This is a genomic window from Salinicola halophyticus (assembly GCF_003206695.1).
Lineage (GTDB): Bacteria > Pseudomonadota > Gammaproteobacteria > Pseudomonadales > Halomonadaceae > Salinicola > Salinicola halophyticus.
The window spans coordinates 455,538-479,863 of record NZ_PZJN01000006.1; the positions used below are offsets into that span (position 1 = coordinate 455,538).

The following is a 24,326-nucleotide window of genomic DNA, read 5'->3' on the forward strand; positions in this document are numbered from 1 at the left end:
TCGGTATTCGAGGCCGGCTGCTGCGGAGTGAGCCGTCAACGTCGAGCCATTCGGCATGGATTGGGGTAGGACATGAAAATCGAGCATTGGGTGGCGCAGGCTAGCACTCGCCGATGGTGCGTGCTGGGCCTGTTGATGTGCTGTTTCATGATGGCCGTCGCGCTCTTCCTGCAATACGGCATCGGCCTCGAGCCGTGCCCGCTATGCATCTTTCAGCGCGTCGCCGTGATATCGGCGGGCATCGTCTTCCTGATCGGCGCGATCCACAATTCCGGGCGCGGTGGCGGCCTGGTCTACGCCGTGCTCTCGATGATCGCGGTTCTCGGCGGCATCGTCGTCGCTGGCCGGCATGTGTGGTTGCAGACCCTACCTCCGGATAGTGTGCCTAGCTGCGGGCCTGGCCTAGACTACATGATGGACATGCTGCCGCTGTGGGACGTGATGGCCCGCGTACTGCACGGTTCCGGCGAGTGCGCGGCCGTGGAGGGCGTGTTCTGGGGTGTTACGCTGCCGCAGTGGACGCTGCTGGGCTTCGTCGTCATGGCCATCATTCCGGTGATGATGATCGTGTCCCGAGTGCGCTACAGTGGCAAAACGGTTCGCGAACCGATGGGGCAGGCGTCCTGAAACAGGGTCGGCGTTGTGCCGGACGGCCGGCGACGAGTTTCACGCGGGAGCAGGGAGAGGCTGATCATGCTGGAAGATTGCAAGACCGCGCAGGAGCGCTGGGGAGGCGTCCACGCGCTGATCGATCGCTGGCTGGAACAGCGCTACGACATGCTGGTGACGCTGGTCGACCTTCGCGAGTTCTGCGATGCCGATGTCACGGCGGTGTCCAAACCCCGGATCGACGCGTTCAGTGAAGCGCTGATGGACTACATCAGCGCCGGACACTTCGAGATCTATCCCCAGCTTCGCGAAGAAGCCAAGGCGTTCGAGGACCGCGAGGCGCTGACGGTGGCCGACAAGCTGCTGGCGCGAGTCGACGCCTCGACGCAGCTGGTGCTGGATTTCGATGCCGAATATGCCACGCCATCACGCTGCCAGCGCTACACCGATCGTCTTCCCGGCTGGCTCGAAAAGCTGGGTGCGACGATGACGGAACGATTCCTTCTCGAGGATCAGCTGATCAGTCGTCTGCATGCGGTACACGCGCCGACCGTGTCGGCACGCCAGGCGGCGGACGACCAGTCCGTCCGGACCGACTGAGCGGAACATCTGAGCGGACCGACTGAGCGGATCTTTCTGCTCGCCGTTATCGACCCGCTTTCGTTCTGCTGCTTTCTTTTCCCGCTCTCGAATCGCTATGAAGCCCCGGCCATTGCCGGGGCTTCATGCGTTCTGGCCTGCCGCTGGAGCGCCCGGCGTGGATGATACCGATGTCTAGCGCAGGGACAGCACCTGCCAGCCATGCTCCTGGGCCAGCGCTCTGAGTTGGTCATCGGGGTCGACCGCCACCGGCGTGGCGACTTCCTCGAGCAGATAACGGTCATTGATCGAGTCACTGTAGAACCAGGCGTCGTCCAGGTTCAGCGTGGGTCGGGACTCGAGCCACTCCCGAACGCGGGTGACCTTGCCTTCACGGTAGCTGGGAATGCCCTCGACTCGACCGGTATAGCGGCCGCCTTCACGTTCCACCTCGATCGCGATGAGATCGTCGACCCCCAGGCGCCGGGCGATCGGGCCGGTGACGAAGCGGTTGGTGGCGGTGACGATCAACAGGAAATCGCCACGTTGGCGATGCCATTCCAGCAGCGCTTCGCCTTTTGCCAGGATGTGGGGTTCGATCTTGCTGGCCATGAATTGTCGGTGCCAGGCGTCGAGCTGTTCTTCGCTGTGCTCGCTCAGCGGTTTCAGCGCCATCGACAGGTACGCCATGATGTCCAGCTGGCCGTCCTGATAGTCGCGAAGATACTGATCGTTGGCGCGCCGATAGGCGTCCTCGTCCACGGCGCCCTGTTCTATCAGGAATTCGCCCCAGGCATGATCGCTGTCGCAGCTCAGCAGGGTGTTGTCGAGATCGAAGATCGCCAGGCTCAAGAGGGACTCCCGTTTTCGTGTGTCAGGGGTGGTAGCGGCGGCCGGGCCGTGCGAAAGAGTATCGCCAGTATCGCAAACTCCTCTCACGTTGCCCATGTCGCTGCTCGCTAACGATGTTATTTCAAGGTTTTACGGCTGGTGGGCTTAAGGTGTATTGATGCCCTTTCTCGCTTTGTGGAAGAATGATCCCAACGACGATTGAGCTAAGGTGAACGCTGTGATAGACGCCGATGGCTTTCGGCCGAACGTTGGCATCATCATTGCCAACTGTGACGGCCAGCTGCTTTGGGCGCGTCGGGCGGGTCAGGAAGCGTGGCAATTTCCACAGGGAGGCATCAATGCCTGCGAAACACCCCATCAGGCTCTCTTCCGTGAACTCGAGGAAGAAATTGGGCTGACATCCCAGGATGTCGATGTGGTGGCCTGTACGCGAGGATGGCTACGTTACCGTCTCCCCCGGCGCATGGTCCGGATGCATTCGAAACCGCTGTGTATCGGCCAGAAGCAGAAGTGGTTTTTACTGAAAATTCGCTGCCACGACAGTCGGGTTTGTGTCGATAGTACGCCCAAGCCGGAATTCGATGGCTGGCGGTGGGTGAGTTACTGGTATCCTCTGGGGCAGGTCGTCTCGTTCAAGCGCGAGGTCTATCGGCGCGCGTTGCGAGAGTTGGCGCCCGATTTTCATCGTCTTTCGCTGGAGGAAATGGCGCGGTTGTGAATCGCCGGAGGAGCCTCCCGGTTTCGAACCCGTTCTGGAGAGTCGGTCTTCAAAGAGTCGGTCTTCAATAAAAAAGGCCGGGCTGTAGGGTCGCCAACTGGAAGGGTCAGCAGTTGAAGGATCGCAAACTGAAGGGTCGCCAATAAACGCGGGCTTTGCCGCCTGATCCGACACCGGCCCATGGGCCGGTGTCGGGTCGGCCCGGCCACCCAATCGATGCCATCACGAGGATCTCCTCGCCCACAAGAAAAGGCTCATGCTCGATACCCTTCGCCGCATCGTCCAGGAAGTCAACGGCGCTCGCAGTCTGGACGCCGCTCTGGCCACCATGGTTCGCCGCATCCGCAAAGCGATGCGCACCGATGTCTGCTCCATCTACCTGTTCGATCGCGAGCGCGACCGGCTGGTACTGATGGATACCATCGGCCTGCGCACTCAGGCGGTGGGTGTGGTGACCCTGCGTCTCGGCGAGGGGTTGGTCGGGCTCGTCGGGCAGCGCGAGGAAGCGCTGAACCTCGAGGATGCTCCCTCCCATCCGCAGTTCCGCTATTTCGTCGAGACCGGGGAGGAGCGGTTTTCCAGTTTCCTGGGCGTGCCGATCATCCATCAGCGGCGCATGCTCGGGGTGCTGGTGGTTCAACAGCAGGAGAAGCGCCGCTTCGACGAAGGCGACGAGGCGTTTCTGGTCACCATGGCGGCGCAACTGGCCGGCGTGCTGGCCCATGCACTGGTCTCCGGCACGCTCAACCGCCGCGCTCAGCCCGACGGCCAGGCGATGTTTTCCGGAGTGGCGGCTTCGCCCGGAATGGCCATCGGTGAGATCGTGGTGATCGCGCCCCCGGCGGATCTGGATAGTGTTCCCGACCTCATTCCGACCGACCCGGACGCCGAGGTCACACGCCTGCATGCCGCGCTGGCCCACGTCCGTGAAGACATTCGCAAGGCGGGGGCGCGTCTCGCCAGCCGGATTTCCACCCAGGAGCTGGCGCTCTTCGATGTCTACCAGCAGATGCTGGGGGACGCGGCCCTGGGTAACGAGGTCGAGAAACGCATTCGCGAAGGGCAGTGGGCGCCGGGGGCGCTCGCCGACGTGGTACGCCGGCACACGCAGTATCTGGAGCGGGTCGACGACGGCTATCTTCGCGAGCGTGCCACCGACATTCGCGATCTGGGGCGTCGAGTGCTGGCGCACTTGCAGGAAGGCAACGAGATGACGCCTTCGACCTATCCCGATAACGCCATTCTGGTGGGGGACGAGATCAGCGCGGCAACCCTGGGTGAACTGCCCAGGGGGCGGCTCGCCGCCCTGGTGTCGATCCGGGGCTCCAGCAATTCGCATGTCGCCATTCTGGCGCGGGCGATGGGGATCCCGACCGTGCTGGGCATGGTCGATCTGCCGCTGCCGCGGATCAACGGTGCCAAGGCGATTCTCGACGGTCACCGCGGACGCCTGTTCGTACGTCCCGATGCTCAGCTGGCCAAGCGCTATGAAAGACTGATCAAGGAGGAGCTGGCGCTGGCAGAGGTGCTGGAGCACGAGCAGCACTTGCCGAGCGAGACCTCCGATGGCCACAACATGCCGTTGATGGTCAATACGGGGTTGGCGGTGGATGCCGTGGCGCAGCTCAAGCCGCGTGTCAGCGGCGTGGGGCTGTATCGCACCGAAGTTCCGTTCATGATGAACGAGCGCTTCCCCAGCGAGCAGGAGCAGACCCGGCTCTACCACGAGCAGCTTGCCAGTTTCGCGCCCTTGCCAGTCGTCATGCGCACGCTCGATATCGGCGGTGACAAGGATCTACCGTATTTCCCGATCAACGAAGCCAATCCGTTTCTCGGCTGGCGCGGAATTCGGGTCACTCTCGATCACCCCGAAGTACTGATGGTTCAGATGCGTGCCATGCTGATGGCGTCTCGCGAACTGGACAATCTGCGTATCCTGTTGCCGATGATCACCAGTGTCGACGAAGTGGACACGGCGCTTCGTCTGCTGGCGCGAGCCCGCCAGGAACTCGCCGAGATCGGTATCGAAGTCGCCTCGCCCAAGGTCGGGGTGATGATCGAAGTGCCGGCGACGCTCTACCAGCTCGCGGCGCTGGCGGATCGCGTCGACTTCTTCTCGGTAGGCAGCAACGATCTGACCCAGTATCTGCTGGCGGTCGATCGCAACAACGCGCGGGTATCCGGCCTCTACGATGCCTGCCACCCGGCGGTGCTCAATGCCCTGGCGCGCCTCGCCGAGGAGAGTCGGCAACTGGGCGTGCCGGCCTCTGTCTGCGGCGAGCTGGCCGGTGACCCTTCCGGCGCGCTGCTGTTGATGGGCATGGGCTTCGATGCGCTGTCGATGAACGCGCCCAGCCTGCCACGGGTGCGAGCGGCGATTCGGCGGGTCAGCATTGGGGATGCGCGTTCGCTGGTGTCGGAAACGCTCTCGCTACCCACCACGGCTGCCGTCAGAGCCCACCTGCGCCAGCGGCTGAACGACTGGCAAATCGGGCACCTGCTGCCGCCTCAGGATTGATTCGCGGCGTTCGCCCTCAGCCGGACGATATTGCCGTTGGGCACGCCGCCGGGGGCGAATTGCTGCTCTTCCAGCGCGGTGTTCCCGGCCGAGACCGTGACCAGCGTGGTCGCGCGGGTACCGTACTCCTCTCCCTCGATGAACAGGGGCGAAAGAAACCGCTCTCGATCGCGACCGATACCGGTGTCGGGTAGTTCGCTGTCCGGCGCGGGCCGGGTATCGCGCAGCGATCTCCACATCTCGGCTCGCCAATCCTGCGTGCTCAATGCTTGCTGCATCGCATCGCGGGCCCGGAGGAGCTTGGGCCAGGGCGTATCCAGGCTGGCGTTGGAGAGTCCGTGGAGGCCGGGATCCAGGCGTCGGCAGACTGTCTCACGGCGGCTGTGATGCAGCGCCCAGAGCCGGCCGCCCGCCATCACCAGCAGGTTGAAGCCGGCGTATTGCCGGGCGCCTTGCGCGGCCAGGTTTTTCAGCCAGCGGGCCGGATCGTCGACCGTCAGCGCCTGGCGCACCAGCTCGCCGCGGCTGGGCGCGCCTGCCGGCGTTTTGGTCAGACCCTCTCGAACGTTGGCCTGGTTTTCTCGAACGTTAGTCAGTGCCGCCACGCGTGACGCTGTCGCCGCGAGCCAGGTTCCGCCTGCCAGCAGGTCACGCCCGCCGATCAGGTCGGCGTCTGACCAGCGGTGCAGTGCCCGTGTCGGTCGTTGGTGGAACTCGTCGCGGTTGGCGGCGAGGCGCAGGGACACCTCGGCGTCCGGCTGCCAGTCGAATACGATCAGGCACATGTGACGATCTCCAGTGGAAGAGGCAAGGGGGAGAGGCAAGGCGAAGGGTGTCGCCGTCATGACACGACCCCGGTGGCAGCGTAACATGAGCACGCTAGCGGCTCGCGTCGACTCGCACCCTAAGCTCGCGCTCTGGCTCGCCCCTCATGTCTTGCTCTCTACAGGACCGCTTCATGCCCGCTCCCCGCCCCCCGGCCGTTGCAGTGTCGACGGTAACTGTCTCGATTCGCTCGCTCGATTGCTTCCACGCGAGGATGGAGGGCGTTCGATGCTGACGGCGGTCGTGATCTATCTGGTGGTTGGCGCCGCCGCCGGTTTGATGGCCGGGGTGTTTGGTATCGGTGGCGGCATCGTCATCGTTCCCGCTCTGGTCTTCACCTTCGTCGCACAGGGTTTCGATCCCGCCGTTGTCGCGCATCTGGCGGTGGGTACGTCGCTGGCGACCATCGTGGTCACCGGCGCTTCGTCGGCCTGGGGGCATTGGCGCCGCGGTAGCGTGCGTCAGGACTGGCTGCGGTTGATGATTCCAGGGCTGCTGGTGGGCGGCATTCTCGGCGTGCTGCTCGCATCGGCGCTACCCGGGCATGCGCTGACTCGGCTGTTTGGCGTCTTCGCGGTGCTGATGGCGCTGAAAATGCTGTTGACGCGGCCGCCCGCGACTCAGGGGCAAGTGCCGCGGCGCTGGCCAATGACACTGGCCGGTGCGGTCATCGGCGGTGTCTCGACGCTGTTCGGTGTCGGCGGTGGCGTGATGTCGGTGCCCTGGCTTTCGCGTTTCACCAGTCGCATGACGGAAGCGGTAGGTACGTCGTCGGCGATTGGCCTGCCGATCGCGCTGATCGGCACCGTGACCAACGTCATCGTGGGCTGGGGTGAGATAACACTGCCCGCCGGGGCCACCGGTTACGTGATGTGGCCAGCCTTCCTCGGTCTCATGGTGACCAGCGTGCCGATGGCCCGGGTAGGCGTCAAATTGGCTCATGCATTGCCTGCCAGGACGCTGCGACGTATCTTTGCCCTCCTGCTGATCGTGGTGGGAATCAAGCTGATCATTGGCTGACCCGGCGATCTGGACTACCCCGTAGCCAAGGAGAAAGCATGCTGGCTTACCCCGAGATCGATCCGGTGGCCGTGTCGTTGGGCCCGCTCAAGGTGCACTGGTACGGATTGATGTATGTCATCGGCTTCGTGGGAGCCTGGTGGTTGGGACGACGACGTGCCGATCGCCTGGGACTCAAGCCCGATGATATCGGCGATATGCTGTTCTACGGCGCGCTGGGTGTCGTGCTCGGCGGGCGAATCGGTTATGCGCTGTTCTACGGTTTCGATCGCTTTCTGGACAATCCGCTGTGGATCTTCCAGGTCTGGGATGGCGGCATGAGCTTCCATGGTGGTCTGCTGGGCGTACTGCTGGCGGCGCTGCTGTTCGCGCGCAAGCATCGTCTGGCGTTTTTCCAGCTGACGGATTTCATCGCGCCGCTGGTCCCGATCGGGCTGGGTGCCGGGCGCATCGGCAATTTTATCAATCACGAGTTGCCGGGGCGGGTCACGGATGTGCCCTGGGCATTGGTCTTTCCGGGAATGGGCGGGCAGGGGCGCCATCCGTCCTCGCTCTACCAGTTCTTTCTGGAAGGCGTCGTGCTGTTCGGGGTGCTGTGGACGGCATCACTGAAGCCGCGCCAGCGTGGCTTCATCTCGGGTCTCTTTCTGGTCTGCTACGGCGCTTTTCGTTTCCTCTCGGAATTTTTCCGTCGCCCGGACCCGCAGCTGGGCTTCATCGCCTTCGACTGGCTGACCATGGGTCAGTTGCTGTCGCTGCCAATGATCCTTGCCGGTATCGCACTGATCGTCTGGTCGCGGCACAATGGCGTCGACGACGCTCGCGCCTCACAGGCCGCGCACTAATATCCCTTCCGCTCACGGCGGATGTCCGGCGCGGCGGGTGTTTCCGCCGCGCGGGGTAGAATAGACTTCGACTGGCTCGTTTTTCTGGACGAGCGACATAATTGAAAGGAACGTGCCCATGCGGCCCTATCTCGACTTGATGCAACGCGTGCTCGACAGCGGCGTTGAAAAAGCCGATCGCACCGGCGTCGGTACGCTCAGCGTGTTCGGTCATCAGATGCGCTTCGATCTGCGCGAAGGGTTCCCTCTGGTCACCACCAAGAAACTGCATCTGCGCTCGATCATTCATGAACTGCTGTGGTTTCTGCGGGGCGACACCAATATCGCCTATCTGCACGAGCACAACGTCTCGATCTGGGACGAGTGGGCAGACGCCAACGGCGATCTGGGGCCGGTCTACGGCTATCAGTGGCGCAGCTGGCCGACCCCCGAGGGCGAGCATATCGACCAGATCGCCAAACTCGTCGAGCAGATCCGGCGCAATCCGGACTCTCGCCGACATATCGTTTCGGCCTGGAATCCCGCGTTGGTCGACGAGATGGCGCTTCCCCCGTGCCATGCGCTGTTCCAGTTCTACGTCGCCAACGGCAGCCTGTCCTGCCAGCTCTATCAGCGCAGCGCCGATATCTTTCTCGGTGTGCCGTTCAACATCGCAAGCTATGCGTTGTTGACCCATATGATCGCGCAGGTCTGCGGTCTCGAGCCCGGCGAATTCGTCCACACGCTCGGCGACGCGCATCTCTATCTCAATCATCTCGAGCAGGCGCGGTTGCAGCTGTCGCGCGAGCCGTTGCCGTTGCCGACGCTGAAGCTGAATCCGGCGATCGATGATCTGTTCGATTTCCGCTTCGACGACATCGCCATCGAGGGGTATGAGTCCCATCCCGCCATCAAGGCGCCGATCGCCGTATGACCAACATGACGCCTTCTTCGCCGCTGGAAACGCCGGTCGCCATGATTGCGGCAATGTCACGTAATCGCGTGATCGGCGTGGGCAATCGCCTGCCGTGGTATCTGCCGGAAGATCTCAAGCGTTTCAAAGCCATCACGTTGGGCAAGCCGCTGGTGATGGGTCGCAAGACGTTCGAATCGATCGGCCGGCCGCTACCGGGACGGCTCAATATCGTGATCACACGCGATGTGCATTATTTTCACAAACGCCATCATGAGGGTATTCGGGTCTGCCACTCGTTGGACGAGGCGCTGCAACTCGCCGATCATCAGGCGTTGATCGACGCCGCCGATGAGATCATGGTAATGGGCGGGGGAGAGATTTATCGGCAGGCACTGGCCGGGGCCGCGAGGCTTCATCTCACCGAGGTCGATGTCCAGATCGAAGGCGACGCTTACTTTCCGGCGTTCGAACGCTCGCAGTGGGACGAAGTGGAACGCGTCACGATGGCGTCGCAGCCGGACCAGCCGAGCTACGCTTTCGTCGAGTATCGTCGATCGCGCGAGTCTGGCTGAGTTGGCGAAGAATGGTGCGTCTGAGCGGGATCGAGCGGCTGACGCCAGGATAAGCGCCAGCATGTCCCGGTGTTGATTGAGAGGACTTGAGAGGAGTTGTGCCGTGTTGACGGATCGAACACAGGCGCTCCTGGCTGCCATCGAGCACCAGGTCGAAGCGGGTCAAGCCGCTTTGGAAGCCGAGAAAGAGCGGTACAAGGCATTGGAGGCCGAGAATCGAGCCCTCAAGGAGCGACTGCTTGCACTGGCGGAGCTGGATCCTTTGATGGTCAAGGGCCAGGACCATAACGAGGACCCCGATGGAGGCACACGTGCTCGGGGGCTGGGCAATCTGGCGTTCAGGCGGCCCCGACCGAAGCCGGATGGCGCCCCCGATGCGCAGCCGAGTCGTCAGGCACAGGCCGTCTCCCCGTTACAGCGACTGACCTCCGCCTCGCCCCACGATAAGGCCTCCGCGTTTGCCGTATCGTCCCAGCCTGAAAAGGACTTGGCGAAAGACTCGCCACCAACGCATACCGACGATGTGGACCAATCCCCGGCGATTCATGACGAAGGGGACAGTCCGGCTACCGCTGTTCCAGACGGTGCTGCCTCTGATAAGACGGTATCCGAGTCGATTCCTGGCGACACCACGGCGAACGACGAACCTCCGCAGAGTTCACTGGCGTTCGGTGCCGAGCACGACGCACCGTCTCCGCACACGCTGCTCGCGCAGTGGTACAAGCGTTATCCCAAGGCCTTTTTCAAGGGGCATACGCGGCCGCTAAAAACCGGCATTCACCTGGACCTTTGCGATCTGGAGCCCTGGCCGGAAAAGCTGGTTCGGCGGGCATTGGCCTGTTATGTGCATTTGCCGCGCTATATGAAATCGGTTCGGGAAGGGGCGCGGCGGGTCGATCTGGCGGGAGAGGACTGCGAAGTCGTCACAGACGAAGAAGCCAAGCACGCCAAGCGACAGTTGGAGGCGCTGCAGAAGAAACAGAAGATGCGTGAGACCCAGCAGCGCTCGGAGAAACTGGATCGCAAGATTGGGGCGCTACTCGCCAAGCACGGTCAGAATCCTCCGGAGTGAGGGCCGTGATGTCGGCACTCACAGGGCCAGAAGACAGGTAGGCGCGTTGAACTTTGGTCTTGGGTGGAAGAAACGGGATGGCCGACGGGCGTTCGCTTTTGTGCGTTCTCTCGCGTCTTTCAGGTAGGACATTTCAGCCGTATCGCCCACGACGCGGCTGTTTGCGCGGGATTGCTGCGTTTGAAAGGCGCTTCGGGTGGCGACTGGCAAGGGCGGAGGAGAAGAAATGGATGGTTCACGCAGGCAACGAAAACAGTGTTTTTTCTTGTTGCGTTCCACCAAAGCCCAGTATAAGGTTTGCCTTGCGAGCATTGGACAATAACAAGGCTTTCGAGTTCCGCAGCCGTCATTCGTTCGCATGACGATGCTGGTTGAAGGTGCCGAAGCCGACTGCATCTGCAGACACGATCGAACAGTAAGCTAGTTAAGGAACCTATCGCGATGAAAAAGACGCTCTTAGCGACTGCTATTGCTGGTGCCCTGGGCGCCTCCGCCGCTGCCCAGGCAGCGACTGTCTACAACCAGGACGGCACGCAGCTCGACATCTACGGCAACATCCAGATCGCTTACAAATCTGTCAACGACTCTGATGGCAATGCCAAAGACGAAGTTTTTGATAACGGTTCTACCGTCGGTTTCTCTGGCCAGCACATCATCAACCCGGGCCTGACCGGCTACTTCAAGGCCGAGTTCGAGCACCAGGCCGACGAAGAGAAGAAAGGTAACGGTCTTGGCAACGGCGACCAAGCTTACCTGGGTATGAAAGGTAACTTCGGTGACGCACGTCTGGGTTCCTGGGATCCGCTGATCGACGACTGGGTCCAGGATCCGATCTCGAACAACGAATACTTCGACGTCAGCGACTCCAGCGGTGCGGCTCTTGACCCGTTCAATGGCGACGACGACATCTACGGCACTGACGACCGTGAAGGCGACAAGTTCCAGTACATGTCTCCGGTCTGGGCCGGTCTGCAGTTCGCCGTGGGTACTCAGTACAAGGGTGATGGCGAGTCTGACGATGGCGATATCCGTCAGGACAGCAACGCTTCCTTCTTCGGTGGTCTGAAGTACGCCGTTGGCGCCTTCTCTGTCGCAGCCGTCTATGACGACCTCGACAACTACGACGGTCAATACGCTAACGGTGACAACTACGAGTCCGGCGACCAGTACGGTCTGACCGCGCAGTACACCATCGACACGCTGCGTGTTGCTGCCAAGGCTGAGCGTTTCGACAGCGAGCAGGGCGATGCCGATGCCGATTTCTACGCCCTCGGCGCGCGTTACGGCTACGCACTGTCTGATAACTTCGCTGGCGACATCTACGGCGCTTATCAGTACATCAAGGCCGACGACGGCTCTGACTTCCTCAATGGCGATGACACTGCCAATGAAGTCGTCGGTGGTGTGACATACAACATCTCTCCGGCCATGTATACCTTCATCGAAGGTGCGCTGCGTGACCGTAGCCAGGACGAAGGCGACGGCGTTGCTGTCGGTGCCGTCTACAGCTTCTAAGCTGATACCGATGTGAGCGGCTTGCCGCTCACTCGAGCGAAGCCGGCCCTTTGGGGCCGGCTTTTTAATGCCTGGGATTTATCTTCGTCAAGAAGGCGTGCTGCCCTCGCCGCCTTGCTAGGTTGTTCTCATCTCATCTCATCTCATCTCATCTCATTCCTTTCAATCTAATCCCGTGTGACTTTCCAATCCCGACATTCCAATCGCGACATTCGGCCCTGGGCTCGCCTTGGTCTAGGTGTCATAAGCATGACGGGCTGGTAATCTCCTGTTGAGCGGGCGTTCAATAATCCGAGGGTTGGTGAAACAGATCACCAGCACCGATCCTCAATGAATGACGTCACGCTGCGGTAACAGGTCTGTCGTATAACAACACTTTCCGCCGATCGGGATATCTCAATCCAGACGGGGAATCGACAAACAACAGGAGACCTTCGATGACCTTTTCCCGTCGTCGTTTCTTGCAGGGCGCTGCGGCCATCGGTGCCGCCGCTTCGGTACCGTTTTATATCAATCGTGCCTGGGCTCAGGATCAGACATTGCGTATTTATGCCTGGGCGGGTTATTTCAGCGATGAAATGCTGGCGGACTTCACTGCCAAGACCGGGATCAAGGCGACCTTCACCCCTTATGGCACCAACGACGAGCTGATGAATTCGCTGCGGGCCACCGATGGTTCAGGCTTCGATGTCATCATGCCCACCGTGGATCGGGTGCCCGGCTACCTCGATTATCAACTGATTCAGCCGCTGGATACGTCGCGGATTCACTGGGATGGCTGCCTGGAAACTGCGATGAAGGGCTCGGAAACCGGTGGCGTCATCGACGACAAGCGTTATTTCGCGCCCTCCGACTGGGGCACTGAGGCGATCGCCTACAACACCCGCTATACCGACATCGATCGTTCCCAGCTGAGCTACGCCGATTTGTGGAATCCCGATATCGGCGCCGGCGTCACGGTACGTGCCCACTCTGCGCTGGTGGGCATCGGATTGTGGTTGGAGTCCCAGGGCAAGCTACCGCGACCCTTGCTGGAATCGTTCAAGACTGAGGAGGCCATGCGCGCCAACTTCGATGTCATTCTGGCCGAGGCGCTCAAGCACAAGGACATGGTCATCCAGTTCTGGTCGACCGAAAACGAGGCTCAGGGCGCCTTCCGCACCAACGGCGCGCTGATCGGCCAGACCTGGGACAGCACCGCCTTCCGGCTGCAGAGCGAGGACGAACCGATCGCTTTCGGCGCCCCCAAGGAAGGGGCCCTGGCGTGGATGGAAGGTTTCGTGATCCCGCAGAATGCGCGCAACGTCGATGCGGTTTACGAGCTGATCAACTGGTACTACACCCCGGAGGCCGGGGCGATGTTCGTCAAGTCCACCGGCTACAACTCTACGGCGGTCGGCGCCGAAGACCTGCTGCCGGAAGCGAGCCGGCAGTTCTTCAAGGATTCCTACACCCAGCAGGATCTGGACAACCTGTGGTGGTGGCCGGTGCAGGATCCCTGGTACGTCGCACTGCGCAACGAGTATCAGGATCGTTACCTGTCGGCATGATCGTGGCTCTCGCCGAGCGATACCCCGTGTTCGATGACGCGGGGTTTTTCCGAGGGTCAGTCGATACCCGCTATCGACAACATTCGAAGAGGACGTCATGGACGGTCGCGTATCCCTGAGCCAGGTCGCCATGCGATTTGGCGACTTCACGGCGATTCAGCCGACCTCGCTGGATATCGAGTCCGGCGAGTTCTTCAGCTTTCTCGGTCCTTCCGGTTGCGGCAAAACCACGCTGCTGAACATGATCAGCGGTTTTCTGACTCCCAGCGAGGGTAGCGTTGCCATTGGCGGGAGCGACATGACCCGGGTGCCGGTCAATCGTCGGCCCACCGCAATGATCTTCCAGAATCTGGCGCTTTTCCCGCTAATGAGCGTTTACCAGAACATCGAGTTCGGGCTTGAGGTGCGGGGTATCGATCGGCAAAAGCGTCGTAAGAGCGCCGATGAGCTGCTCGAACTGGTGGCGTTGACCGGCAGTGGCGACAAACCGGTTGCCGAGCTATCCGGCGGCCAGAAGCAGCGCATCGCCATTGCGCGCGCGCTGGCGGTAGAGCCGCGAGTGCTGCTGCTGGACGAACCGCTGTCGGCGCTGGATCTCAAGCTGCGCCAGCACATGCGGATCGAACTCAAGGCGATACAGCGCAAGACCGGCATTACCTTCATCTACATCACGCACGACCAAGGCGAAGCGCTGACCATGTCCGACCGGGTCGCCGTGATGTCGGAAGGACGAATCCAGCAGGTTGCCGATCCGATGACGCTGTATCGCCAGCCGCAGACCGATTTCGTGGCCAGTTTCGTGGGCGAGAACAATCGCTTTCCGGGCCGGGTCATGGCGGTGGAGGGCGAGCTGGTGACGCTGGATGCCGGGCTACCGGCACCATTATATGGGCGTTCCACGGTGCCGCTCGAGCCCGGCGATCCGGCGACGCTCTACATTCGCCCGGAGCAGTGGCGCGTGGGGCCGGCCGCCGATCGGCACCTGCCGCTGGGCGGCGTAATCCTGAGCGAGCATTTCGAAGGTGCGTGGCTGACGCTGGAGATCGCTCTGGACCGGGGACCGACCATTCGGGCGCAGGTGCCCCATCTGACGCCCGGTGCGGATGTCGAGGTGCCGCTTGTCGTTGGCGGTGCCTGCCGTCTGGACTATTCGCCACGGGAGGCGGTCGTCCTGGCGGGTGCGGTGCACGAGCCGACGAATGAGGAGGGGGTCGATGTGGCAGCAACTGCGTAGACGCTTCGGCGTGCCGCTGGCCGTGGCCATCATTTCACTGCTGGGGATCTGGCTGATCGCCATGGTGCTGCTGCCGCAGTGGCAGATGATCGATTATTCGTTTCATCCCTCGCTGCTGCCGTCCGAGCGCGGGGGCGTGAAGGATGTCTGGTCGCTGACCAACTACGCCACCTTTTTCCATAACGATATTCATCTCGCGATCTTCCTCAAGACGATCTGGTCGAGCGTGCTGGTCACCGGGCTGACGCTGATTGTCAGCTATCCGCTGGCCTACTACCTGGCCAAGGTGGCAACGCCGGGTCAGGCGGCGTTGTGTCTGCTGCTGTTGATCATCCCGTTCTGGATCAACGAGATTCTGCGCACCTTCGCCTGGTACATCATCTTCGCGTTCAAGGGGCCACTGAATGAGCTGCTGCTCGCCCTGGGCTGGATCGATCGACCCATTCGCTTTCTCAACGGCGACACCGGCGTGCTGGTCGGCATGGTCTACGCCTATATCCTGTTCATGGTGTTTCCGCTCTACAACGCCATCGAGAGTCTCGATACCAATCAGATCCGGGCCGCGCGGGATCTCGGTGCGGGCTGGGGTCGCACCCATCGGCGTATCGTCATTCCCCACGCCAAGCCGGGTATCGCGACGGGCTGCATCATGACTTTCATGCTGGCGGCGGGCAGTTACGCCGTGCCGGCGCTACTCGGCTCGCCGGGCAGCCGCTGGTTCACGCAGATCATCTACAACTGGTTCTTCGAAGGCGGGGACTGGAATCAGGGGGCGGCCTATGCCTTCCTGCTGCTGGTCCTGTGCATCGTCTTCGTCACCGTCATCATGCGAGTTTTCAAGGTCGGTCTCGGCGACATCGCTAAATAGACCATGCCAAACAGGAACAGCGCTTCATGAGTTCTTCGCGATTCTTCTCCTGGGCGCTCAAGGCCTACCTGCTGGTGTTCTTCGTCTATCTGTTTCTGCCGTTGGTGATCATGGCGGCTGCCACCTTCAACGAGAGCCGCTTCCCCACCATCACGCCCTGGACCGGCACGACACTGCAGTGGTTTTCGGCGCTGTGGGCCGATAGCGGCATGTGGAGCTCGCTGGTCAACAGCCTGATGGTGGCGGTCGGCGTGCTGTGCCTGGCACTGCCGATCGGCATCGCCAGCGCGCTTTTCCTGACCACGGTCGACGGCCGGGGGAAATCCTTCATCTATGCTCTGATCCTGTCGCCGCTGCTGACCCCGGGAGTGATCATCGGCATCTCCACGCTGATCTTCTGGCGCGGCTGGGGTCTGAACGGGGGGATCGCGCTGACCGTCATCGCGCAGAGCGCCTTTATCGCCGCCTACGTCATGCTGATGGTCGCGGCACGGCTACAGCGCTTCGATCGCACGCTGGAGCAGGCGGCGCTCGATCTTGGCGCCAGTCAATGGCAGGTTTTTCGGCGAGTGTTGCTGCCCTATCTCAAGCCCGCGATTCTGTCGGCCGCAGTGCTGGCGTTCCTGCAGTCGCTGGAGAATTACAATACCACCCTGTTCGTGGCCGGCTATGACACCACGCTGACGATCTATATTGCCTCCAAGGTCCGCACCGGCTTGACGCCAGCGGTCAATGCGCTGGCGTTGCTGATGATTCTGTTCACGGTCGGGCTGGCGATGATCTATGAGTTCAAGCGACGACGCGAAGCTGCCAGTCGCCCCGGCTGATACCCGTCGCGTTCGGTGTAGCGGCTGCTAAGAAGTGACCTACTGTCGCGTCAACCGGACCAGCCGATGCCGCAGTTCGGGGTCGAACAGGGCACGGCTGCGCCTCTGCAGGCGGATCAGGGATTCATCGTAGACGAGGTGTTCATCCTCGACGCGTAACCACGACTGCTGCTCCAGCGTATCCAGCAGTCCACTGAATAGCCGTTTGTCGAAGAATTCCGGCGCGTTGAGTCCGGACAGCAGCGTCAAACGTTCGGCAAGCTGACGGCTGTGCTCTTCCAGGCCTTCCCGAGTCAGTTCTCCACTGGGGTAGCGCAGTAACGAGGCCAGCAGCAGATAGGCGCGCTCCAGCGTGGGCTGTGCCGGTTGCCCCAGCAGTCGCAGATGTTCGCTCGATTCCAGATGCCCCGGCTGCCGACGCCAGCCGTTGTCAGTTGCCTGCAGCAGGCCTTCCTCGGTCAGCACGGCCAGAGTGTCTACCAAGCGTTGACGCGGTTCGTCGGGCGGGGCGAAGTAGAGTTCGTGGGCCAGCAACGGCCAGGCCGGCGACAGCAGCGTATCGAGATCGTCGAGAGAAAAGGCGGCATTGTTGCGAAAGGCGAACGCCACCAGCCCCAGATGCATGAATAGATGCAGCACGTTGTTGCGATACCAGGTCAGCAGCGTTGCCTGCTCCGGGCTTGCGCTGATTAATTCGCCCAGGGCCTGAGGCTGGCGGTTGACGAAGCCGAGGGTCACCGCGTGATCGATCCAGTCGACCGGCTCTCCGCTTGGCAGCTGGCAGCGTTGGCTGCCGGGCAGGTTGCGCTGCAGCCTGACCAGCAGGCCGACATGGTTGACCAGCAGATCGGATTCGATGGTGTGGTGGGGCGTCGCCAGCAGCGTTATCGCCACCAGCGAGACCGCATTGAGGCTAGCGGCGTCGTTGATCCGACGGGCCAGGGTTTGCCCGAGCCTGGGTACGGCTCGATTGAGCCACTCCGGTCGCGCCGACACGGGTTCGTCTTGCCACTCGGGTACCGTTTCATTCAGAAATTGCGCCAGCGACAGGGGCTCTCCCACGCTGACCGTGACGCGGCCATGGGGCTCGCGCAGGTGCTTCAGAATGCGCAGCAGGTCGAGAGGCGATTCTTTCTTCTTCTTGCCACCGCGCAGTTCCCGCAGGTAGCTGTTGCTCTCGAGTACTCGTTCGTAGCCGACGTAGACGGGCACGAAGGCGACGTCACGAATCGCGTCCCGCGCGAACGATCGCAGCGTCATCGCCAGCATGCCGGGGCGGGGCGACAGCATCCTTCCGGTTCGCGAGCGGCCACCCTCGATGAAATATTCCACCGGATGACCGCGGGCAATCAGGCGGTGCAGGTACTCGTTGAAGACGGTGGCGTAGAGGCGGTTGTCCTTGAAACTGCGACGCAGGAAGAAGGCGCCGCCGCGACGCATCATTGCGCCGATCACCGGCATGTCGAGATTGCGGCCGGCGGCGATATGCGGCGGCATCAACCCTTCCCGATAGAGCACGTAGGAGAGCAGCAGATAGTCGATATGGCTGCGATGGCAGGGGACGTAGATCAGCGTACGCTCGCCGGCGATCGCCTTGACCGCGTCGAGGCCGTGGACGTCGACGCCATCGTAGAGACGATTCCACAGCCGCTTGAGCAGTTCATAGAAGAAGCGCAGCGCCGGATACGACATGTTGGAGGCGATTTCCCGGGCGTAGCGTTCCGCACGCTGACGTTCGCGCGCCGGCGTGCTGCGATTGGCCTCGACCGCTTCGAGCACGGCCTCACGCACCGGCCGGCTGTCGACCACGCCGCGCATCAGCGTGCGATGGTGGGAGATGTCCGGTCCCAGCACCCGGGCGCGAATGCGCCGAAAATGAACGCGCAGCACCCGGGCAACCTTGCGCTGATTCAGCGTAACGGCAGGGTCATCGATCAGCGGTCTCAGCCGAACCGGCGCGCCGAAGTGCGCTTCCAGATGGCGACCGTTGACAGCCACCGACAGCAGCCGGCGTAGTCTTCCGCTCCAGGCCCAGTCGTCCGCCGCCAGCATCTTCCAGAAGCCGAAGTCCTTGCCCGGCGCGCGGCTCCAGAACACGCTGACCGGCACCAGCTGCGCGTCGAGCGTGTCGTTGCGCTCGAGCGCCTCCATCAGTTGCTCCAGATGAGTCGAGTGCTGACCTCGAATCTCGCCGCGATGGCGGCGCAAGCGCGGCAGGGCAAAGCAGGCGGGCAGATCGAGCTGCCCGATCGAGTGCCGCCCATCAGCGCCGGGGAGATCGAGATCGCGACTCAGGCGTTCGACGGCAATTTCGTCGGTCAACGACGGGTGGGCGATGACGTAGAACGTCGGCAGCGTGGCGTCGAGCTCGAAGGGCTCCGGCTCGATCAGACGAAACGCCAGCCAGCGATCGAGTACGCGGCTGACGAGGCGATGCCACAGTCGTTGAGGTTCGATCATCGGCGTTGAATTCCAATCACGATCGTGGGAGCTCCATCAGTGCCAGCATCGAGGCGTCTCCCGCAAACGCCCGAGTATAGCCATATCAACGGCCGACAGCGATGGCCCCCGCAATGGCGTCCTCGGCGCCCGATCGGACAGGCTTTCCTTGGGACCGTAAACGTGCGTCAATCGGGAGCGATCAAGGAGACGGCGGTTCATGCAAGCAACATGGAAAGATGGCAACCGGTTCGAGCTGCTGCCGGAGGGCAAGCGGTTCTGGCCGGCGATGCGCGAAGCCATCGATGGTGCCCAGCGGCATCTGTGGATCGAATTCTATCTGATGGAGTCAGGCGAGCTGGCCGATCGCTTTATCGGAGTGCTGACAGCGGCGGCCTCTCGCGGGGTCGAGGTCAAGCTGATGCTCGACGGCGTGGGCAGCATGGGGCTATCGCGCGGCGATCGCCAGCGGCTGCGAGAGGGTGGCGTCGAGTTGCGGTTCTTCAATCCGTTATCGGTGACGCGGCTCGGCGGCAATCTGATGCGTGATCACCGCAAGCTCGTGCTCGTCGACGGTACGATGGCCTTTACCGGCGGTTTCGGTATCGTCGACGAGTTCGTCGACGCCTGGTACGAAGTGGCGGTACGCGTTCAGGGCCCCGTGGTCGAAGACTGGAGGCGACTGTTCGCCCAGGTCTGGAATTCCCCCCTAACGCGGGGTGGACGGACGAGAACGCGCCTGTCGACAGAGCTACCCGATCGACATTCGCCGCCCGAAACGGTCGCCGGCGGCATGCGCGGCAGGGCCATCTGGGGGCGGGGACATCGCTATCAGGCAATTCGGGTGTCGCTGCAGGGCCGTATCAACACGGCCGATCGCCGGCTCTGGCTATGCACGCCCTATTTCGTACCGACGTTGAGCCTGCGTCGGGCGCTGGCGCGCGCCGCGCGCCGCGGCATCGATGTACGTCTGCTGCTGGCGGGCGGTCATCACGACCATCCCGGGGTCCGCTATGCCGGGCAGCGGTTCTACAACCGGTTGCTCAAGGCCGGCGTCAAGATCTACGAGTTTCAGCCCACGTTCATCCATGCCAAGTTCAGTGTCGTCGACGACTGGGTCTCGCTGGGGTCGTGCAACTTTGATCACTGGAGTCTGCAGTGGAACCTGGAAGCCAATCAGGAGATCGACGACGCCGGCTTCGCTGCCGAGGTCGCCCAGCTGTTCGAGCGTAACTTCGCCGCCAGCCAGCGTATCGATGCCGCCAGCTGGGCGCAGCGAGCGTGGTGGCGACGCGCGCGCGAGTGGCTGTTCGGCACGCTCAATGCCTGGGTGACACGTCTCAAATAGCCCGGAATGAAAAGTGCCCGGAGTGAAAAGTGGCCCGATGTGACAAGTGGCCCGGAATGACAAGTAGCCCGGTGTGGCAAATCACGCGATGTGATTTGTCGGCAACTCGTCCGGGGCGGGTGACGTTTCAGCGCGAACCGCGCTGCCGACCCGCCATGGCGTTCTTGGACTTGGGCTTGCCACTGCTTTTACCGGTTCCCTTGGTTTTACCTTTGCCCGGGTTCGCCGGGGGTTCGGCCGGGACCCGAAAATGCAGGTAGAGATCCAGAGTCAGTTCCGGGAGCTGGCCCGCCAGCGCGGTAAACTGGCTATCCTCGGCGACCATTTCCTCGATCTCCGGCTCGTCGTCGAACAGCCCCGACAATGCCATGAAGGGGAGCAGCAGGGCGGCGACATGGGTTTCGTTTTGGGAGAACCAGGCCGCTTCGTCGAGGAACACGCCCTGCATGAAGCCGGCGCACCAATCCTCGATGGCCGCGGCCATATCGCCGCTCTCGTCGAGCTCGGTGTCGAAAGGCAGCTCGACCCAGTTTCCGCGTTCCAGAATGCTGCCGGCGTTATCCTTGAGGCTTTCCAGCAGACCCAGAATTTCGTCGCGTTCGGCGTCACTCTCGAACGGCGGCTCGTCTTCGAACAGGTCGGCGATCCAATGCTGCAGAGCGATCTCCCGCGGGGAAACCGCCAGGGCAACCAGAAAGCCGTGGGTACCGATCAGGTCAGGGGCATCTTCACCGAGGCGCTCCGAGGCGAAGTAATCATCGAGACGCGCCAGTGCTTCGTCGGCCAACGGTGGCTGACTCTCGATCGCGTCATCGGGGCGTTCGGACGAGAGTTCAGGCTCGAGTTCAGACATAGGGCTCTCCGGATGGCCAGTGGGAATCGATGGCAGACGCCAGTGGGCTGGACGCCCGATGATGGTGTCGGCATTCTATCATCCCATGACCAATCTGCGTTCTTCCCCTTTATCCCCCACGCTCGGCGAGAGCGATGCCCGGACGCTGGACGCGCTCGACGAGGTGGCCCTCGAAGGCCAGCTCAGGCAGCGAGCCGAGGCGGCCTGGCAGCTCGCGCGGGACGTGCATCCGGATTTGCCTCGCCCCGCGATCTGGTTCGACCTGCGCGGTCGTAGCGCGGGGCAGGCGCACTACCAGCGCGGCGGGCTTCGCTTCAACTGGACCCTGTTACGCGAAAATCGTCAGGCCTTCATGGACGAGATCGTGCCCCATGAAATGGCCCATTGGCTGGTCTTTCACCTCGAGGAGGGGGCTCGAGCCCGGCCCCACGGGCGCGAATGGCAGACGGTAATGCGGCAGCTCTATGGGTTGAAACCGACCGTCACTCACCGCTTCGACATCGCTCGCGCCAGCCCCTCACCGTATCTCTACCGCTGCCGCTGCGAAGTGCTGCATCGGTTTACCGGTCGCCGTCATTCCCAGGCCATGAAGGGCTCCCGTTACCTGTGTCGTCACTGTCGGGCGACCTTGACGTTCGCCTATCGCGAAGTGGCCGAATAGCGGCGCGCGTCGTCAGGCGTACAGTCGCCACCGGTGCTGTCAGATACCCATGAGCCTCACTCCAGGTTACCCGGCATCAAGCTGAGACGAAGGTCTAATAGGGTGTGGCGGGGGCCACCGTTATATGCTGACTGACTGAACGGTCGGTGGTCTATCGCCTTGAGTCGGCTAGGCTTTCACGAACCGACGAATCATCGCCGAGTGGATGGCGACGATTGGAACACGACCCCTAGGGAGCCTGGAGCATGAGCGAACAGCAGCGCGTATATCCCGTCGATGAGCGCTTGGCAGCCAATGCCTGGATCGATCGCGATCGGTACGAATCGCTCTATCGCCAGTCCGTCGAAGATCCCGACAGTTTCTGGCGCGAACAGGCCGAGAGTCTGAGCTGGAGCAAGAAACCCGCGACCATCAAGAACACGTCGTTCGCTTCCGACAATGTCGATATTCGCTGGTTCGAAGACGGCGAGCTCAATGTCGCCCACAACTGTCTCGATCGTCACCTGGACTCGCGCGGCGACCAGGCCGCCATCATCTGGGAAGGTGACGACCCCGACGACCACAAGATCATCACTTATCGCGAGCTGCATCAACGAGTATCGCAGCTCGCCAACGGCCTCAAGTCCCTGGGCATCGGCAAGGGCGACACGGTGACGCTGTACATGCCGATGGTGCCGGAGGCGGCGATGGCGATGCTTGCCTGCGCGCGTATCGGCGCGGTCCATTCGGTCGTCTTCGGCGGATTTTCGCCGGACGCGCTGGCGGGGCGCATCGTCGACTCGCAGTCGCGCATCGTGATCACTGCCGACGAGTCGGTTCGGGGCGGCAAGCAGGTGCCGCTCAAGGACAATGTCGACGCCGCGTTGACTCGCCAGGGGACCGATGTGGTCGAGTCGGTGCTGGTGGTCAAGCGCACCGGTGGCGATATCGAGTGGCATGAAGGGCGGGATCGCTGGTTCGACGAGGTCGTCGATTCGCAGTCTACCGACTGCCCTGCCGAGACCATGAACGCCGAGGATCCGCTGTTCATTCTCTACACGTCAGGTTCGACGGGAACGCCCAAGGGGCTGAAACACACCTCCGGCGGTTATCTGCTCTATGCTGCGCTGACGCATCGCACGGTCTTCGATTATCACGAAGGCGAGGTCTACTGGTGTGCGGCCGATGTCGGCTGGATCACGGGTCACAGCTACATTGTCTATGGCCCCCTGGCCAACGGCGCCACCACGCTGATGTTCGAAGGCGTGCCGACCTACCCGACCCATGGGCGTATGGGGCAGATCATCGACAAGCACGAAGTCGCGATCCTTTATACCTCACCGACGGCCATCCGTTCGCTGATGGCGCACGGCGAGCACATCATGGATGACAGCCAGCGCTCGTCGCTGCGTATTCTCGGCTCTGTCGGCGAGCCCATCAATCCCGAAGCCTGGGACTGGTTCCATCGGGTCGTGGGCAATTCGCGCTGCCCGATCGTCGACACCTGGTGGCAGACCGAGACCGGCGGTCACATGATCACACCGTTACCCGGGGCAACGGCACTGAAACCAGGCTGTGCCACTCAACCCTTCTTCGGGGTGCGGCCGGCGCTACTCGACAACGACGGCAAGCGACTGGAAGGCGCTGCCGATGGCAACCTGGTGATTCTGGATTCCTGGCCGGGGCAGGCGCGTTCGATCTGGAACAATCACGAACGTTTCGTTCAGACCTACTTTTCTACCTATGAAGGGGTCTACTTTACCGGTGACGGTTGCCGCCGCGATGCCGACGGTGATTATTGGATCACCGGCCGAATCGATGATGTTCTGAATGTTTCCGGGCATCGAATGGGCACCGCCGAGATCGAATCGTCCCTGGTCGCGCACCAATCCGTAGCGGAAGCGGCGGTAGTGGGGTATCCGCACGACATTAAAGGGCAGGGCATTTATGTCTATGTGACCCTCAACGACGATGTCGAATCCAGCGACGAGTTGAAGCAGGAACTCAAGCAATGGGTGCGCAAGGATATCGGCCCAATCGCGACGCCCGACGTGATCCAATGGGCGCCGGGATTGCCGAAGACCCGCTCGGGTAAAATCATGCGACGTATTCTTCGCAAGATCGCCGCCGACGAGTGTGATGGTCTGGGCGATACGTCGACGCTGGCCGATCCCGGTGTCGTGGAGGACCTGATCGAAAACCGCCATTTACGCTCATGAACTCACGTTTTCAATGGTTCGAATCGAACGCAGAGTAGAGGTTAATGTAACAACTATATGACTGGTTGATGTAAATTATCATTAGCTTCATTGCGGTCGATGGTTATCGTTCGGCTATCCTGAAAGAGGCTTTCCTCCCGGTACTTTTCGTGCCGCTCCAAAGGGAGGGAAGCACGCCAGCTTTCCGGGATGGCCGAACTTTTTTTGTGTTTAACCCAACAGTTTGAGTTCTCCTGTGCGGGTTTATCCATCAATTCTTACTGGATTTACAGTCGGTTGACTTGAGGCTTGGGATTCCACGATCGCATGGGGTAACATGCCGTTAACC

At 61.9% G+C, this 24,326-nt stretch carries 21 protein-coding genes; 17 read left to right on the forward strand and 4 right to left on the reverse strand.

The annotated features are described in order from the left end of the window. Nucleotides 1–72: 72 nt before the first annotated feature. Together DOM58_RS09900 and rsd are read left to right on the forward strand one after the other, a co-directional pair. Complete coding sequence (locus DOM58_RS09900) at nucleotides 73–627, forward strand: disulfide bond formation protein B (RefSeq protein ID WP_110692698.1); 555 nt, start codon at nucleotides 73–75, stop codon at nucleotides 625–627. A gap of 66 nt (nucleotides 628–693) precedes the next feature. Then, nucleotides 694–1,209 (forward strand): sigma D regulator, encoded by a 516-nt coding sequence (gene rsd / locus DOM58_RS09905; RefSeq protein ID WP_110692699.1) that lies wholly within the window; start codon nucleotides 694–696, stop codon nucleotides 1,207–1,209. 174 nt (nucleotides 1,210–1,383) lie between these two features. Here the strand turns inward: rsd and DOM58_RS09910 are convergent, their stop codons facing one another. Then, on the reverse strand, nucleotides 1,384–2,040 hold the full coding sequence (locus DOM58_RS09910; RefSeq protein ID WP_110692700.1) for a histidinol-phosphatase: 657 nt from the start codon (nucleotides 2,038–2,040) through the stop codon (nucleotides 1,384–1,386). Between the two features lie 217 nt (nucleotides 2,041–2,257). On the opposite strand from DOM58_RS09910, the gene DOM58_RS09915 reads away from it, so the two are divergent. Together DOM58_RS09915 and ptsP are read left to right on the forward strand one after the other, a co-directional pair. Continuing rightward, nucleotides 2,258–2,758 (forward strand): RNA pyrophosphohydrolase, encoded by a 501-nt coding sequence (locus DOM58_RS09915; RefSeq protein WP_075562878.1) that lies wholly within the window; start codon nucleotides 2,258–2,260, stop codon nucleotides 2,756–2,758. 256 nt (nucleotides 2,759–3,014) lie between these two features. Further along, on the forward strand, nucleotides 3,015–5,276 hold the full coding sequence (ptsP, locus tag DOM58_RS09920) for a phosphoenolpyruvate--protein phosphotransferase (RefSeq protein ID WP_110692701.1): 2,262 nt from the start codon (nucleotides 3,015–3,017) through the stop codon (nucleotides 5,274–5,276). On the opposite strand, the gene DOM58_RS09925 is transcribed toward ptsP, so the two are convergent. Beyond that, complete coding sequence (locus DOM58_RS09925) at nucleotides 5,267–6,061, reverse strand: NRDE family protein (RefSeq protein ID WP_110692702.1); 795 nt, start codon at nucleotides 6,059–6,061, stop codon at nucleotides 5,267–5,269. The genes ptsP and DOM58_RS09925 overlap by 10 nt on opposite strands. A 268-nt stretch (nucleotides 6,062–6,329) precedes the next feature. On the opposite strand from DOM58_RS09925, the gene DOM58_RS09930 reads away from it, so the two are divergent. From DOM58_RS09930 to DOM58_RS09975, 10 genes are all read left to right on the forward strand, one after another. After that, entirely contained in the window at nucleotides 6,330–7,121 is a 792-nt protein-coding gene (locus DOM58_RS09930) for a sulfite exporter TauE/SafE family protein (RefSeq protein WP_110692703.1), read from the forward strand. Nucleotides 7,122–7,159: 38 nt separating this feature from the next. Next, nucleotides 7,160–7,966 (forward strand): prolipoprotein diacylglyceryl transferase, encoded by an 807-nt coding sequence (gene lgt / locus DOM58_RS09935; protein ID WP_110692704.1) that lies wholly within the window; start codon nucleotides 7,160–7,162, stop codon nucleotides 7,964–7,966. Nucleotides 7,967–8,084: 118 nt separating this feature from the next. Next, nucleotides 8,085–8,879, forward strand: a complete 795-nt coding sequence (locus DOM58_RS09940) for a thymidylate synthase (protein WP_110692705.1) — start codon at nucleotides 8,085–8,087, stop codon at nucleotides 8,877–8,879. Next, entirely contained in the window at nucleotides 8,876–9,433 is a 558-nt protein-coding gene (locus DOM58_RS09945; RefSeq protein WP_110692706.1) for a dihydrofolate reductase, read from the forward strand. Before DOM58_RS09940 ends, DOM58_RS09945 begins: the two co-directional genes overlap by 4 nt. Before the next feature lie 103 nt (nucleotides 9,434–9,536). Next, complete coding sequence (locus tag DOM58_RS09950; RefSeq protein ID WP_245392220.1) at nucleotides 9,537–10,505, forward strand: ProQ/FINO family protein; 969 nt, start codon at nucleotides 9,537–9,539, stop codon at nucleotides 10,503–10,505. A gap of 441 nt (nucleotides 10,506–10,946) precedes the next feature. Beyond that, nucleotides 10,947–12,020, forward strand: a complete 1,074-nt coding sequence (locus tag DOM58_RS09955) for a porin (RefSeq protein WP_110692707.1) — start codon at nucleotides 10,947–10,949, stop codon at nucleotides 12,018–12,020. A 437-nt stretch (nucleotides 12,021–12,457) separates the two neighbouring features. After that, a complete protein-coding gene (locus DOM58_RS09960) occupies nucleotides 12,458–13,570 on the forward strand; it encodes an extracellular solute-binding protein (RefSeq protein ID WP_110692708.1) in 1,113 nt (370 codons plus the stop codon). Between the two features lie 97 nt (nucleotides 13,571–13,667). Continuing rightward, the gene (locus DOM58_RS09965) at nucleotides 13,668–14,804 is read left to right on the forward strand and encodes an ABC transporter ATP-binding protein (RefSeq protein WP_110692709.1); all 1,137 of its coding nucleotides are present in this window, start codon (nucleotides 13,668–13,670) and stop codon (nucleotides 14,802–14,804) included. Continuing rightward, a complete protein-coding gene (locus DOM58_RS09970) occupies nucleotides 14,785–15,672 on the forward strand; it encodes an ABC transporter permease (RefSeq protein WP_110692710.1) in 888 nt (295 codons plus the stop codon). The genes DOM58_RS09965 and DOM58_RS09970 overlap by 20 nt, the downstream gene beginning before the upstream one ends. Nucleotides 15,673–15,698: 26 nt before the next feature. Beyond that, complete coding sequence (locus DOM58_RS09975) at nucleotides 15,699–16,499, forward strand: ABC transporter permease (RefSeq protein WP_110692711.1); 801 nt, start codon at nucleotides 15,699–15,701, stop codon at nucleotides 16,497–16,499. A 39-nt stretch (nucleotides 16,500–16,538) separates the two neighbouring features. Here the strand turns inward: DOM58_RS09975 and plsB are convergent, their stop codons facing one another. After that, the gene (gene plsB, locus DOM58_RS09980) at nucleotides 16,539–18,959 is read right to left on the reverse strand and encodes a glycerol-3-phosphate 1-O-acyltransferase PlsB (protein WP_110692712.1); all 2,421 of its coding nucleotides are present in this window, start codon (nucleotides 18,957–18,959) and stop codon (nucleotides 16,539–16,541) included. Between the two features lie 199 nt (nucleotides 18,960–19,158). Between plsB and DOM58_RS09985 the strand changes: the two genes are divergently transcribed. After that, complete coding sequence (locus tag DOM58_RS09985) at nucleotides 19,159–20,286, forward strand: phospholipase D-like domain-containing protein (protein WP_110692713.1); 1,128 nt, start codon at nucleotides 19,159–19,161, stop codon at nucleotides 20,284–20,286. A gap of 127 nt (nucleotides 20,287–20,413) precedes the next feature. On the opposite strand, the gene DOM58_RS09990 is transcribed toward DOM58_RS09985, so the two are convergent. Beyond that, nucleotides 20,414–21,139 (reverse strand): YecA/YgfB family protein, encoded by a 726-nt coding sequence (locus DOM58_RS09990; RefSeq protein WP_110692714.1) that lies wholly within the window; start codon nucleotides 21,137–21,139, stop codon nucleotides 20,414–20,416. A 58-nt stretch (nucleotides 21,140–21,197) separates the two neighbouring features. Here DOM58_RS09990 and DOM58_RS09995 point away from each other — a divergent pair, with 58 nt between their 5' ends. Next, on the forward strand, nucleotides 21,198–21,800 hold the full coding sequence (locus tag DOM58_RS09995; RefSeq protein ID WP_245392221.1) for a SprT family zinc-dependent metalloprotease: 603 nt from the start codon (nucleotides 21,198–21,200) through the stop codon (nucleotides 21,798–21,800). Between the two features lie 245 nt (nucleotides 21,801–22,045). Next, entirely contained in the window at nucleotides 22,046–23,998 is a 1,953-nt protein-coding gene (gene acs / locus DOM58_RS10000) for an acetate--CoA ligase (RefSeq protein WP_110692715.1), read from the forward strand. Nucleotides 23,999–24,326 lie beyond the last annotated feature (328 nt).